The organism is Bartonella bilalgolemi, from assembly GCF_023500045.1.
Taxonomy (GTDB): domain Bacteria; phylum Pseudomonadota; class Alphaproteobacteria; order Rhizobiales; family Rhizobiaceae; genus Bartonella; species Bartonella bilalgolemii.
On the sequence record NZ_JAMCOF010000002.1, the window covers coordinates 110,588 to 124,060 of the forward strand.

Consider the following 13,473-nt stretch of genomic DNA (forward strand, 5'->3'; position numbering starts at 1 on the left):
TATCAATCATTTATTGTTAGATTTTACGCAATGTATTCTTGTTGATTAAATTATTTGTCATATTTTTTCATATGGAGTGTTAATTAGGCAGATTTGCTCGTTTTTTTGATAAAAATTTTTCAAATTTATTTAATTTAATAAAGAAAAGTTTTTATGATAATTTTCATTAAAGATGTGTGCATATTTGGGGAGGGATCGGGTTTTAGAGTAATTTATGCATATCCAATTACAATTTTATCTCATTGAAGTATTAGGGAGTTCTCTTCATTTCTTTTAGAGAAGACAGTTCATATTAGGTGAAAGAGTTGATACTAAATCGTCAAAATTCATGAGCGGACCAATAGGGCCAACAGCTGCTAGTGTTGGGCTAGAATTGATAAAAAGATTTTTAGCTAGATCAGTTAGCTGTTCTAAGGTAATAAGTTCTAAACATTTAGTCATTTCAGAAATTGGAATTGGTCTACCATAAAGGAGTATTTGGCGAGCGATAAGATGTGCTTGACTAGACGGATTTTCTTGTGACATTGTAAGATTAGCGCGATATTGTGCTTGTGCTCGTTGAAGTTCATTTGTATGAATATTTTTACTTATTTTATAGAGCTCATCAAGAATAACAGGTAAAAGTATTTCTAATCCTTCTTGTCCTGTAGCAGCGTGAAGACCGAAGAGCCCAGTATCTGAAAATCCCCAATGGAAAGCATAAATAGAATAGCATAACCCACGTTTTTCTCTTATTTCTTGGAATAAGCGTGATGACATACCTCCTCCAAGAATGATTGAAAGAATCTGAGCAGTATAAAAGTCATGCGCATGATATGGACGTCCTTCAAAACCAAGTACAATTTGTGTATCCATTAGATCACGATATTCGCGAAAGTCACCACCAATATAATTAGCAGGATTGACTAAAGGAGCTGTTGAATGGGGGCGGAAAGTGCCAAGACAACTTTCTACTTGGCGCAGAAAACTTTCATGTTCTACAGATCCTGCAGCAACTACAATCATGCGGTCTGCACTATATTGTTGATTCATAAAATTGTGAAGATCAGCAGATGTGAACGATTGGACTGTTTTCTGTGTTCCTAAAATAGAACGGCCGAGAGATTGATGACGAAAGGCGGTTTCAGTAAAATGGTCAAAAACGATATCATCAGGAACATCACAAGTAGCGCCAATTTCTTGGAAAATAACTTGTTTTTCACGTTCTAATTCATCTTCGTCAAATTTTGAACTTGTCATAATATCGGCTAGAATATCAATAGCAAGAGGAATGTCTTTTTTAAGAACACGTGCAAAATAAGCGGTTGTTTCAATACTTGTAGTAGCATTGATTTCTCCACCAACATCTTCAATATCAGTTGCGATTTTAAAAGCTGTACGGTTTTCTGTTCCTTTAAAAGCCATGTGTTCAAGTAGATGAGCAATACCATGTTGTATAAAGGTTTCGTTACGTGAGCCAACTTTAACCCATATTCCAAGCGCTACACTTTCAATTTGTGGCATTTTATGTGTGGCGATAGTCAAACCATTACTAAGGCGGCTGATATCCACACCCATGTATCATTACTCCGTTTAATCAACCAAATGCACCATTATAACGGCATTGGAATATTTCTTATTTAAATAAATGCAGCTAATTATAATAAGATGCACACGATTCTAAAGAAAATAGTCTTTTACTATTTTTTCTATCATTAGCAATGGTTTGTAAAGTGCTCTCTATAATCTATGAGATTTTTTAAATACATTAGTCATGGTAGATGAGTAATATTAACAACTAATATTAATTGAAGTAATGTAAGCGGCAGTAAGAGTAATCGTCATTAAAGATGTATGATTGTTTATTGTTGCGGGTAATTTTGAGTGCAATTTTTGTATATAGATTTAGTGAGATAGTTTATGTCTTGATACATGCTATTAACTATCATATCATTTTATGAATATAATTTGTTCTGTTAAAGGATAAAATAAAAATATTTTGAGTTATTTTTCATCAATTTTGAAACAACTGGATTCAGGATTTCAATAATATTGAAAGTCTAAATTAATTTGAATTTATTGTTTTCGAGTTAATAGATGTCCAAATTAGAAAAATTCATTTTCATAGATATAAAAAATAATATTATATTGCTTACAGGTATATTGCATAAGTACCACTGATCAATATTCATATATAATAAGGATGTTAATATCGTTCATTATAATGATTAATTACTCTATGAGTTATTCGTATAAATTTGTTTTTTATTTCGATATATTTCATTTTTTTAGCATATATAATTTACTCTTTGCTTATGATAGAATGCTATTAAATTTTACGGATATATTCTAGTTTTTAGTAGTAATTGTTGAATTTTTTAGTCAAAAATTACTGAGAGAGTATATGAGCTAATATATGTTAGAGGTATCTTTTTATTGCGAATCTTTCCATATTTTCATTGCGTTTAAGGTTTCAGGTAAATGAGCGTGTTTTGTAATAACCGTTTCAGCACCGGCTTCTATAAGAGCATTAGAGTGGCCAAGATAACTGTGGGAGCCTCCAGTAAAGCCGATAACGCGCATTCCTGCAGCAGCAGCAGCATGTACACCATGAATAGAATCTTCTATAACAATAGTATTTTCTGGTCGTACACGTAATTCTTGTGCAGCAAAGAGAAAAACATCAGGTGCAGGTTTTGGTTTTTTAGTTCCAACTTCAGGTGCTGAAAATATTTTATTGTCAAAAAGGTGATAGAGTTTAACAGTGTTAAGCATATCTTTTATATCTGTGCTTGTTGCATTAGAGCAAATACAATAGGGATAATGAGATTTAATAATTTCTATTGCTTCTTTTACACCGTTAATAATATGTAATTCAGTTTTCATTTGTGTGCGAAACAGATGTGCCATTTGATCGATGAAATTAGCAGAAATTGGTTTTTTAATTTCTTGTTCAATTTTTTTAAGAGTATCTTGAAAAATAAGTCCTGAATAGCGTTCGCTTAATTCTTTGGGCGATATTTTATATCCTATCTCTTTAAGTAATTGTGATCCAATTTTTGCTATAAGATATTCGGAATCTACTAAAACTCCATCACAATCAAAAATAATAAGATCAATTTGTAGCATAAGACATTCCTTATTATAACGGGTTTAAGAATTTTCATAAAATGATATTGAAAAGCTCTGGTTTGATAAAGATATAACTTGAAAGATTTTTCTCATTAGTTTGATAATATGAACAATATGCTACAAAGGAGTAAAATAAAGATTTATCAATATGAAATTATTTTGCTTACATCGAATAAAATAAATTTGAATTAGCTTAACGATACATTTACTCTATTTTGTGAAGATAGTGGACAATTAGATTAATTAATCATTTTAATTATAGAGTTATTTCGGTTCGTGTTGTTGAGTTTTTTATGACAATTGTTCAGCTACAAAAAAATCAGGTTTGCACTTCTTCACAGACGCAGTGGCGTAATAAAATCTTTAAAGGAGATTGTGTTGCAGTATTAGAAAAACTTCCTAAACATTCTGTTGATGTAATTTTTGCAGATCCTCCTTATAATTTGCAATTAGAAGGCGTATTGTATCGTCCAGATTACTCGCGCGTTGATGCAGTTGATGACGCGTGGGATCAGTTTGAAAGTTTTTCTGCTTATGATGCTTTTACACGCGCATGGTTGCTTGCGTGTCGTCGTGTATTAAAACCTAATGGGACAATTTGGGTTATTGGATCTTACCATAATATTTTTCGAGTTGGTACGGCGCTACAGGATTTAGGTTTTTGGATGCTTAATGATATCATTTGGCGAAAAAATAATCCTATGCCGAATTTTCGAGGGCGTCGTTTTCAAAATGCTCACGAAACGCTTATTTGGGCTGTTCGAGATCAAAAGGATAAAAAATATACATTTAATTATGATGCTTTAAAAGCCGCCAATGAAGATAGACAAATGCGTTCAGATTGGCTGTTTCCTCTCTGTACAGGTGCTGAACGTTTAAAAGATAAAATAGGACGTAAATTACATCCAACGCAAAAGCCTCAATCCTTACTAGCACGTATTATTATGGCTTCTAGCAAACCTGGTGATGTTATTCTTGATCCATTTTTTGGTTCAGGAACGACAGGTGCTGTTGCCAAACTTTTAGGTCGTGATTTTGTAGGGATTGAACGCGAGCAACATTATATTGATGCAGCCTGCGAAAGAATTGCTGTAGTTAAACCTTTAGCTAAATCAGAATTAGAAATTTTAAAAACAAAAAGGACAGAACCACGTATAGCATTTTCTAGCTTGCTTGATGCAGGATTGCTTTATCCCGGAAGCATTCTTTATGACAAGAAGAAAGAAATATCTGCTATTGTTAGAGCTGATGGGACTATTATGTATGATGGTGAGGCGGGATCTATTCATATGATAGGAAGAAAGGCTCAGGCTTCGCAAAGTTGTAACGGTTGGACATTTTGGTATTACGAAGAAAATGGTCTATTAAAATCGATAGATGATTTAAGAATGATGATACGTTCACAGATGTTGAAAGCTAATATTATATGAGTTGCACTGATTTTAATTGCTGATAAAGCATTATTATAGTCAATTTTTATTTTGTATAGGTGGGAAGTTATTTGAATTTAAAAGGAGAAGAAATAGCTATAGCAATGGCTTTTTTCATAACAGTAGGGAGTGCCTCTTTGGTAAGATGATGAATATCGCACCACCAACCATTTTTAAGCTTTATTCCCTGAATATTATCTGCACAGTAGACATTAAGTTTTAAAGAAAAGTGAGTAAAAATATGTGTAATTTGTCCCTTAAGTTTCCAATTAGCAGAACAGGGAGCATTTTGTAGTCCATTTTCTTCATTTATCCCAATGTTATTAGGAATTTGGGTCATGCCGTTGAGTAATTTTGTATGCTGTCGTTTTTCTAAGTAAATTTGTTTATTTTCATTGAGTATTACAAAAGCAGCGCCAGTTTTTAAAGGACGTTCTTTTTTAGGAGCTTTTACTGGAAAAGATTCTGTTGTCTGCATTTTCATTGCTGTGCACAAATTTTGAAGAGGGCAGAGTAAACAAGATGGCTTACGGGGGGTGCAAATTGTTGCACCTAAATCCATCATAGCTTGAGCAAAATCACCAGGACGTTTCACATCAGTAATTTCAAGTGTTTTTTCTTTGATCTCAGATTTTGCTTTAGGTAATGTTGAAGTAATAGCAAATAAGCGCGTTATAACACGTTCGACATTACCATCAACAACGGCTACAGGATGACCAAAGGCAATTGCAGCAATAGCTGCTGCAGTATAGTCTCCAATACCCGGTAAAGTGCGTAATATTTTTACCGATTGTGGAAATTTACCTCTATGATTTTTAACGAGTTGAATAGCACAGTTTTTAAGATTACGTGCACGTGAATAATAACCAAGGCCCGCCCATGCTTTCATGATATCATCTTGTGATGCTTGTGATAAAGAAAAAAGATCGGGCCAAAGTTTTAGAAATTTTTTAAAGTAAGGTTTAACAGTTTCAACTGTTGTTTGTTGTAGCATAACTTCGGATAACCAAATTTGATAAGGATCAGGATAAATGCCTTTTATTTGTTTTGTAGGGGGCATACGCCATGGTAAATGGCGGTAATTTTGATCATACCAAGAAAGGAGAAGTGAAGAAATTTTATACATCGTTGTTTTTAATCATAAACAAGTCTAAAATACAAAAAAGCATATATTTTGCAATTTATAGTTTGCTTTTAATAATTAATTATAAAAATTCTAGTTCAGTCAACGCAGTTTCTTAAGTTATATTTATTATTAATTTTCAAAGCAGTGGCTTTAAATATCGAAAAGAAAACAATTATGATTTAATAACAGTTTAGGATGGAATGAGCAAAAAAACACAAAAATATCATTTTTATTCTATTGCTGAAATGGTATCCGAAATGCTTGATCCGATTTTACGCAAAAGGACAGGACTTAATATAGCGCTCATAGAAAATTGGTCACAGATTGTAGGTCAGGATATTGGCGAACGTACAATGCCGATCAAAATTATTTGGAAGGGTCGTGCAAATCAAAATGAAACATTTCATCCTGCGACACTCGTGGTAGCATGTGAAGGCTTCACTACGTTAAAGTTAATACATGAAACAGGTGAATTGATTCAAAGAATTAATAGTTTTTTTGGGTATATCGCTATTGACCGAATCAAAGTTGAACAAAAGCAGGTATCAGTTTTCACGGATCGTTCGGAAGTAGAATTATTCCCAGATGAAAAAAATAAACAACGCTTAAAAAAAATGCTTGAAGAGATTGAAGATAAAAGTTTACACCACTCACTTTATAAACTTGGATATTGCATTTTTGTGGAAAAAAAATAATAAAGAAGGAAAACTATTTTATATTTCTTTCTCTTAATGAAGAGGTATTAGATTTTTATTTGTTTAAGTCGAACAGAAAAGTGTTATTTATGATTAATTATCGTTTCATTGTATCTTTCGTAGTAATTTTTATTTGGGGTGTAACTGCACAGGTTCATGCAACTACAACTTTAGTAAGTAAAACTGAGCCAGTAGCAACCATTGATATGGCTGAACTCCTTAAATCAGGTAAAGTTAAGGATAAATTTGAGGGTGAAGACAATGCTCCTGTGATTATTATTGAATATGCTTCACTTTCATGTGCTTTTTGTGCTGATTTTTACAATGTAATACTTCCTCAACTTCGTAAAAAGTACATCAAAACAGGTAAAGTGAAACTTATTTTTCGGGATTTTGCTTATGATCCTCGGGCAACAGCGGGTTTTATGTTGGCTAGGTGTGCTCCAGAAGATCGTTATTTTCCTTTGATAGAAGTTTTGTTTCAAAAACAAAATGAGTGGGCTATGGTACCAGATGCTTTGGAGCCATTGAAAAAAATTGCCTTTATGGCTGGTTTTACTGATGAAAGTTTTAATGCGTGCCTAAAAAATCAATCTATTTTGAACGAAGTGAACGCATCTTTTGAACGTGGAAAAAAGCTCGGTGTTACAGCAACACCAACCTTCTTTATTAACGGTAAAAAGTATGAAGGTGCTATGTCAATGGAAAATTTCTTTTCAGTAATTGATAGTTTTCTTTAACAATATACATTGTTTCCAAAAATGAAGATTGGTAATTATGATTGTTGGTCTTCTTATTGGAGGGGAGTACTTTTCATACCTTACTATAAGGCAGTATTTTATTTGGCTTCATTAATTTTATAATCGAAAGACTATTTTTAATGATTAGCTTGAGTCAAGTAATATTGTGATACTGATAATTGAGCGGATTTATACGATGGCAAAATGGGTTTATAGTTTTGGTAATGGTCAAGCAGAAGGAAGTGCGAGTGAGTGTAATCTTCTTGGTGGTAAGGGAGCTAATTTAGCAGAAATGAGTAATCTTGGTTTACCTGTTCCTCCTGGATTTACTCTTACAACAGAAGTTTGCAACTTTTATTATACTCATGATGGTACATATCCAGAAGAATTGCAGGAGGATGTTAGAAAAGCACTCCAACGTATTGGAGAACAGACAGGACGGGAATTTGCTCATAAACAAATGCCGCTTTTGCTTTCTGTTCGTTCAGGAGCTCGGAATTCTATGCCAGGCATGATGGATACAGTCCTTAACCTTGGTATGAATGACGATACTGTAAAAGCAATTGCTATACAAGCCGATAATGAGTGCTTTGCTTATGATAGTTATCGTCGTTTTATTCAAATGTATTCCAGTGTTGTTTTGGGGGTAGATCATTCGCATTTTGAGGAGATTCTTGATGAAGTAAAAGCACGTAATGGTTACGGTGTTGATACAGAAATGACAGCAACTGATTGGAAAAACATTATTATTCTTTACAAAGCATGTATTGAAGAAAAGTTAGGAGAACCTTTTCCACAAGATCCTGAAAAACAATTATGGGGTGCAATTGGAGCAGTTTTTTCAAGTTGGATGACAGCGCGTGCAATTACTTATCGTCGTTTACATAATATTCCTGAAAGTTGGGGAACAGCAGTTAATGTGCAAGCTATGGTGTTTGGCAATATGGGTGAAGATTCAGCAACAGGTGTTGCTTTTACACGTAATCCATCAACAGGGAAAAAAGAACTCTATGGTGAATTTTTAGTTAATGCACAGGGTGAAGATGTTGTAGCAGGTATTCGTACACCTCAGAATATTACCGAAGTTGCTCGTGTTGCTGCTGGTTCAAATAAGCCATCATTAGAAAAAATTATGCCAGAAGCTTTTTCACAATTATGCCAGATTGCGCATAAGCTTGAACAGCATTATCGAGATATACAAGATTTAGAGTTTACAATTGAAAAGGGTAAATTGTGGATGTTGCAGACTCGTTCAGGAAAGCGAACAGCACGTGCAGCTTTAAAGATAGCGGTTGAGATGGTTGCGGAGGGGTTGATAAGTTGTGAAGAAGCAGTGATGCGGATTGAACCAAAATCACTTGATCAACTTTTACATCCCATGCTTGATCCTAAAGCAAAGCGATGTGTTATAGCGCGTGGTCTCCCTGCTTCCCCAGGAGCTGCAACTGGTGAAATTGTTTTTACATCTGAAGAAGCAGAAAGAGCATCAATAGAAGGACGGAAAGTTATTTTAGTACGTGTAGAGACAAGTCCAGAAGATCTTCATGGTATGCACGCTGCAGAAGGAATTTTAACGACACGTGGTGGGATGACGAGTCATGCTGCTGTTGTCGCTCGCGGTATGGGAAAACCCTGTGTTTCTGGTGCTAGCAGTGTGCGGATTGATTATAAGACAAATACAATGATTGCTTCAGGTAAGAGCTTTCAAAAAGGCGATATTATTACAATAGATGGTGGAGTGGGGGAAGTTTTAGAAGGAAAGGTTGCAATGCTGCAGCCCGAACTTTGTGGGGATTTTGTTCAATTAATGGAATGGGCTGATGGAATGCGCCGAATGAAAGTTCGCGCTAATGCTGAAACGGTGACTGATGCACATATGGGGCGTTCTTTTGGAGCTGAAGGTATTGGTCTTTGTCGTACTGAGCATATGTTCTTTACTGGTGAGCGTATCGTTGCTATGCGTGAAATGATTTTAAGTAATGATGAAGATGGACGTCGCAAAGCGTTGGATAAGCTTTTGCCAATGCAACGATCAGATTTCATTGAATTGTTTGAAATTATGTCTGGTTTACCTGTGACTATCCGTTTTTTAGATCCGCCTTTACATGAGTTTTTGCCAAAAACAGAAAAAGAAATTCTTAGTGTTGCAATGGCAATGGGAATTCCTTCTGAACTACTTGTAGAACGTGTGCACCAATTGCATGAATTTAATCCCATGCTTGGATTACGGGGATGCCGTTTAATCATTACTTATCCTGAAATTGCTGAAATGCAAGCGCGAGCAGTTTTTGAAGCGGTAGTAGAATCAGCTAAGAAAACAGGATCTCCTGTCATTCCAGAAATTATGGTACCACTCGTGGCTCTTAAGTCTGAATTGGATTTTGTTAAAGCGCGTATTGATTATGTTGCTGGTGAAGTGATGAAGGAAAAGAATGTTAATATTCAATATATAGTTGGGACAATGATTGAATTGCCAAGAGCTGCTCTTCGAGCGGGTGAAATTGCAGAAACTGCAGAATTTTTTTCATTTGGAACAAATGACTTGACACAAACTACTTTTGGTATTTCGCGTGATGATGCAGCACCGTTTTTGACAACTTATTTGCAAAAAGGACTTTTGGAAAAAGATCCTTTTGTATCGATTGATCAAGATGGAGTAGGAGAACTTATCGCTATTGCTTCAGAACGTGGGCGTTCTCAACGTGCGAAAATTAAACTGGGTATTTGTGGTGAACATGGAGGCGATCCTCATTCTATCGCTTTTTATGAAGAAAATGGTCTAGATTATATTTCATGCTCGCCTTTTCGGGTACCGGTTGCACGTTTAGCAGCAGCACAGTCAGCAATTGCCAAAAAAACTTTTTATTGAAGTGATACAATCAATCATCGAGTAAAGTTGATGTTTCCATTGTATAAAATTGCTTTTATTACAATTTTTGATATTCATTTTTTATTTTGTATGTTTTATCGATATTTTCGATAGTATCTTTATAGATTAAAAAACTGCTTTAATTCTAAAAGCTAGCAGATTTTTTTATAAACGGTTAATAAGGGAATATAAATTTATACTATTAAAAATTTGTTCAAATTAATTATTTACATAAATAAGTTCTACTCTTTTCGATCTTGCCCTTTAGTAATAGAGCTACTACCTTCAATAATTTAATCTAGAATAGATATGAGTTTTATAAATTAACCGGAACAAATTTTACTCTAAATTATTGATTAAATATCATAAACTTTCTTTTAATATAAAGATATAACTATAAAATATTAGAATATTAGCTTTGTTATTAGCAAGCACATATTCTTTAAAATAAAGCACACTAGGCTTATTAAAGAATCTTATTGATTAGTTGTTATAATCATATTTATATAGTATGCGATGATGCAATCAACTACAGATTGTAAAAACAATTCAGCAGAACCTCATGGTAGAATTATAAAGAATCAACACCTAAACTTGTGATTTAGGAAAAACTGGCTGGGGTACCTGGATTCGAACCAGGGAATGCCGGTACCAAAAACCGGTGCCTTACCGCTTGGCTATACCCCAAAGACAACATAATCACGCTAGTGATCGCGCCTTATAACGATTTTTACAACTGTACGCAATATGTGAAAGCAGAAGTGCTCATTTTTTCTTCTTATAAAAGCTTATTTCTATCATGATATCATAAAAATACATTACTAGCTTCTAAGAAAATTACACTAAAAAATTAATTTGATGTATATCAATCAAATATCACATTTTCCTTACAGTAATTATTCTAACATTCAATATCTATTATTTATAATATAAAATTCATAAATATCTACGTTTATGAGCGTATACAAATCAAAAAAAAATATTGTATTTTTTCAAAAATTGAAGCATCATAATAATCTATAAAAATACCGTTTTGGCAAATGTAATTACAGAAATTATTCAATTACAAAGCTTATAAAATAATTTATTGGGGCATTAATTTAAAATTGTAGAAAATATTTTAATTATCTATCTTTTTCTTATATCAAAATAAAATAATTATTTACTTTGAAAATGTAATCATATTTTATAATTTTTATTCATTGCTTGAAGAAAAAGGAATAGAAGCTATTTCGGTATCAAGTGCATCCATAAAAGCAATGATGAAAGCAGCATTTGTACCAAAATCTCTTGGCAAATGACGCGAAGTAGCACGCATATCAACAAAAGTTGTATTTCCTTCATCTGTTAAGCGAATTACAATATCGGAAATAAAACCTAGGCAAATAGTTTTTGCTATTGTTGCAATATAAAATTCATTATCTTCGCTTTTGATACTTTGTTGAGCTAGCACAGGCCAGCCGCGGGCTGCTAAGACATTAAAAACTGATTTACGAATATAATCAGGTGAGCCGTCATAACGACGTCCTGACATTTCTGGCCATTGTGACATTTGTACTGTCGCTTGTTTAATTAAATCATTTTTGAAAGGTAAAGAATCATTAGGACGCAGAGTACGGAAAAAAACTGGTGGTTTCTGTGTATCAGTAGAAACATCATAAATAGCTGGTAAGGCAAACCACCATCCAGTAGATAGTACCAGTGGTGTGGCAGTGATTAACGAAAAAATGATACCTTTCAGTGCTTTCATTCCACCTCTAGTACCGTATGTCCATAAACTATAGAGTGCTTTGATAGCAAGAAAAAGAGAGAGAAAAATACAGCAGGCAGAAAGGATTACTAAAACGATAAAATCACTGATACGAAGCATAGAATAGCGTTGTAAAAGTGTTGATAATAATAAAATCAGAAATGCCAATCCACTAAAACGAGGAGACCATACTGCTGCTCTTGAGGTAAACAAAACATATTCCTTTTTCATGAAACGTTTTTTCCCCAATAAAGTACTCTAAACAAAATCTTCTTTAGATTTTATGTTTAATGATATAAGTAAATAGAGCGCTTACTTTTGAAATCAAGAGCACTTTAAGCAATATACATTATCAGTAATTAAAATTAATTTATTCATATGAATAATTATCAATTTGTTTTTTATAGAATTTATGTTAGATAAGAGAGTCTTTGGAAAAAAGAGGACATTTTGTCGTAATATTATTTTGTTTATGTTTTTTTTTAACGAAATGTTTTGTATTTAATTTAGGTTTTTAAAAGATGAATATTAAAGTATTTATGATGGTATCCATTTTAGTTATTAGTTTAACTTCTAAAATACAGGCGGCTGATATCGTAGTTCCTTCAAATTTAAAATCAATTTCTGCTCCTGTTTATTCTTGGGAAGGTTTTTATCTTGGGGGACAGATGGGCAGCTTTTCTAGTTCTGCTATTTTACAATATAATGATATAGATAAAACTAAAAAATGGAATTCGATTGATGAAGATTTTTCATCTGAGTTTTCTGGTATTACGGGCGGTTTCTACGCTGGTTTTAACTTTGATTTGGGTAATCGTGTTGTTCTAGGTGTTGATACAGATATCGTTTTCTCTAATAAAAAGGATACAAAAGTTTTTGTTAAAAACAAATTTGAAAATTTTGTTCCGCCACAAAAACCAGCAGAGCGCGGAGCGCCGTCAAGAGCGCCTGCACGTTCAATGTCGATTTTGACACCATCGGGTGAGGAGCGCGTAAGTACTTCTTCGGGAAAGGAAATGGTAATTGCCTATCCACCTTCTCCTTCAACTTCAAGTTATCCTCAAGTCATTACTTATACAATAACAAATCCTAATAACAGCGTTATTCAGGCACGCGATGTGCAAACATATGTTGCTAGCGATACAAGAAAATTGAGATCTTCAGCTGCCAGAGGAGATGTTGATACCTCATTTTCTGTAAGAAAGAAACGATCAACAGGAGGTGTTGATTCATCTAGTATTCAATCCAAGCCTGTCGTGGTAAAAGGTGTTTCTCCTGAGGGTATATCACCGCTTCCTGCTTCGGGAAGTGTAAGTTCACCGAACCCAATGTTAAGACAGCCTAATCTTGTTGAAAGATATACTCATACTTTAAAACAGGAATGGATCGGTACTACGCGGATACGTTTAGGTTTGTCTAATGGTCGTGTTATGCCTTATATTGCTGGTGGTATTGCTTATACAAAGATTCAAGGTACTTTTTCGAAGTCAATTAAGGGAATAGACGAGGAAAATACTTCTTCGAGTTTGTTCGATAGTGCAGAAACAATGATTGGTTATACTCTTGGGGGTGGTTTTGATTTTGCGGTGACTGATCATATTTTGCTACGCTCAGAGTATCGTTACTCCGATTTTGGTGAAAAGAAATTCAACAAAATAAACCTAAAATACTATAAAACTAATGATTTTCGTGTTGGTTTAGCTTATAAATTTTAATTTGTTAAAGTATAAAATTACTTAAAAGTTATATTTT

General features: G+C 33.8%; 9 protein-coding genes and 1 tRNA gene. 5 read left to right on the forward strand and 5 right to left on the reverse strand.

Annotated features, from left to right (window positions below; all coding sequences use genetic code 11):
• Nucleotides 1–273: 273 nt before the first annotated feature.
• Nucleotides 274–1,557 (reverse strand): M16 family metallopeptidase, encoded by a 1,284-nt coding sequence (locus tag M4Z11_RS01845; protein WP_249675417.1) that lies wholly within the window; start codon nucleotides 1,555–1,557, stop codon nucleotides 274–276.
• Between the two features lie 855 nt (nucleotides 1,558–2,412).
• A complete protein-coding gene (locus M4Z11_RS01850) occupies nucleotides 2,413–3,108 on the reverse strand; it encodes an HAD family hydrolase (protein ID WP_249675419.1) in 696 nt (231 codons plus the stop codon).
• Nucleotides 3,109–3,404: 296 nt separating this feature from the next.
• Between M4Z11_RS01850 and M4Z11_RS01855 the strand changes: the two genes are divergently transcribed.
• On the forward strand, nucleotides 3,405–4,541 hold the full coding sequence (locus M4Z11_RS01855) for a site-specific DNA-methyltransferase (protein ID WP_249675420.1): 1,137 nt from the start codon (nucleotides 3,405–3,407) through the stop codon (nucleotides 4,539–4,541).
• Between the two features lie 67 nt (nucleotides 4,542–4,608).
• Here the strand turns inward: M4Z11_RS01855 and mutY are convergent, their stop codons facing one another.
• Nucleotides 4,609–5,667, reverse strand: coding sequence for an A/G-specific adenine glycosylase (mutY, locus tag M4Z11_RS01860; protein WP_249675423.1), 1,059 nt, complete (start codon nucleotides 5,665–5,667; stop codon nucleotides 4,609–4,611).
• Nucleotides 5,668–5,867: 200 nt separating this feature from the next.
• On the opposite strand from mutY, the gene M4Z11_RS01865 reads away from it, so the two are divergent.
• The 3 genes from M4Z11_RS01865 to ppdK all read left to right on the forward strand — a co-directional run bounded on the left by M4Z11_RS01865 (nucleotide 5,868) and on the right by ppdK (nucleotide 9,971).
• Nucleotides 5,868–6,362, forward strand: a complete 495-nt coding sequence (locus M4Z11_RS01865) for a DUF721 domain-containing protein (protein ID WP_249675426.1) — start codon at nucleotides 5,868–5,870, stop codon at nucleotides 6,360–6,362.
• 89 nt (nucleotides 6,363–6,451) lie between these two features.
• Nucleotides 6,452–7,102 (forward strand): DsbA family protein, encoded by a 651-nt coding sequence (locus tag M4Z11_RS01870; protein ID WP_249675428.1) that lies wholly within the window; start codon nucleotides 6,452–6,454, stop codon nucleotides 7,100–7,102.
• Between the two features lie 196 nt (nucleotides 7,103–7,298).
• Nucleotides 7,299–9,971, forward strand: a complete 2,673-nt coding sequence (gene ppdK, locus M4Z11_RS01875; RefSeq protein ID WP_249675430.1) for a pyruvate, phosphate dikinase — start codon at nucleotides 7,299–7,301, stop codon at nucleotides 9,969–9,971.
• Nucleotides 9,972–10,583: 612 nt separating this feature from the next.
• Here the strand turns inward: ppdK and M4Z11_RS01880 are convergent.
• Both M4Z11_RS01880 and M4Z11_RS01885 read right to left on the reverse strand, forming a co-directional pair.
• Nucleotides 10,584–10,658 (reverse strand) — tRNA-Gln (locus M4Z11_RS01880).
• A 508-nt stretch (nucleotides 10,659–11,166) separates the two neighbouring features.
• Nucleotides 11,167–11,952: a DUF1499 domain-containing protein gene (locus M4Z11_RS01885; protein ID WP_249675433.1), complete on the reverse strand. Its 786-nt coding sequence runs from the start codon at nucleotides 11,950–11,952 to the stop codon at nucleotides 11,167–11,169.
• 290 nt (nucleotides 11,953–12,242) lie between these two features.
• Here M4Z11_RS01885 and M4Z11_RS01890 point away from each other — a divergent pair, with 290 nt between their 5' ends.
• Nucleotides 12,243–13,436, forward strand: a complete 1,194-nt coding sequence (locus tag M4Z11_RS01890; protein ID WP_249675438.1) for an outer membrane protein — start codon at nucleotides 12,243–12,245, stop codon at nucleotides 13,434–13,436.
• The last annotated feature ends 37 nt before the right edge of the window (nucleotides 13,437–13,473 follow it).

Excerpts from the sequence above, each read along its gene's own strand:
- M4Z11_RS01845 (WP_249675417.1), bottom strand. The coding sequence starts at position 1,557 with ATGGGTGTGGATATCAGCCGCCTTAGTAATGGTTTGACTATCGCCACA.
- M4Z11_RS01850 (WP_249675419.1), bottom strand. The coding sequence starts at position 3,108 with ATGCTACAAATTGATCTTATTATTTTTGATTGTGATGGAGTTTTAGTA.
- M4Z11_RS01855 (WP_249675420.1), top strand. The coding sequence starts at position 3,405 with ATGACAATTGTTCAGCTACAAAAAAATCAGGTTTGCACTTCTTCACAG.
- mutY (WP_249675423.1), bottom strand. The coding sequence starts at position 5,667 with ATGTATAAAATTTCTTCACTTCTCCTTTCTTGGTATGATCAAAATTAC.
- M4Z11_RS01865 (WP_249675426.1), top strand. The coding sequence starts at position 5,868 with ATGAGCAAAAAAACACAAAAATATCATTTTTATTCTATTGCTGAAATG.
- M4Z11_RS01870 (WP_249675428.1), top strand. The coding sequence starts at position 6,452 with ATGATTAATTATCGTTTCATTGTATCTTTCGTAGTAATTTTTATTTGG.
- ppdK (WP_249675430.1), top strand. The coding sequence starts at position 7,299 with ATGGCAAAATGGGTTTATAGTTTTGGTAATGGTCAAGCAGAAGGAAGT.
- M4Z11_RS01885 (WP_249675433.1), bottom strand. The coding sequence starts at position 11,952 with ATGAAAAAGGAATATGTTTTGTTTACCTCAAGAGCAGCAGTATGGTCT.
- M4Z11_RS01890 (WP_249675438.1), top strand. The coding sequence starts at position 12,243 with ATGAATATTAAAGTATTTATGATGGTATCCATTTTAGTTATTAGTTTA.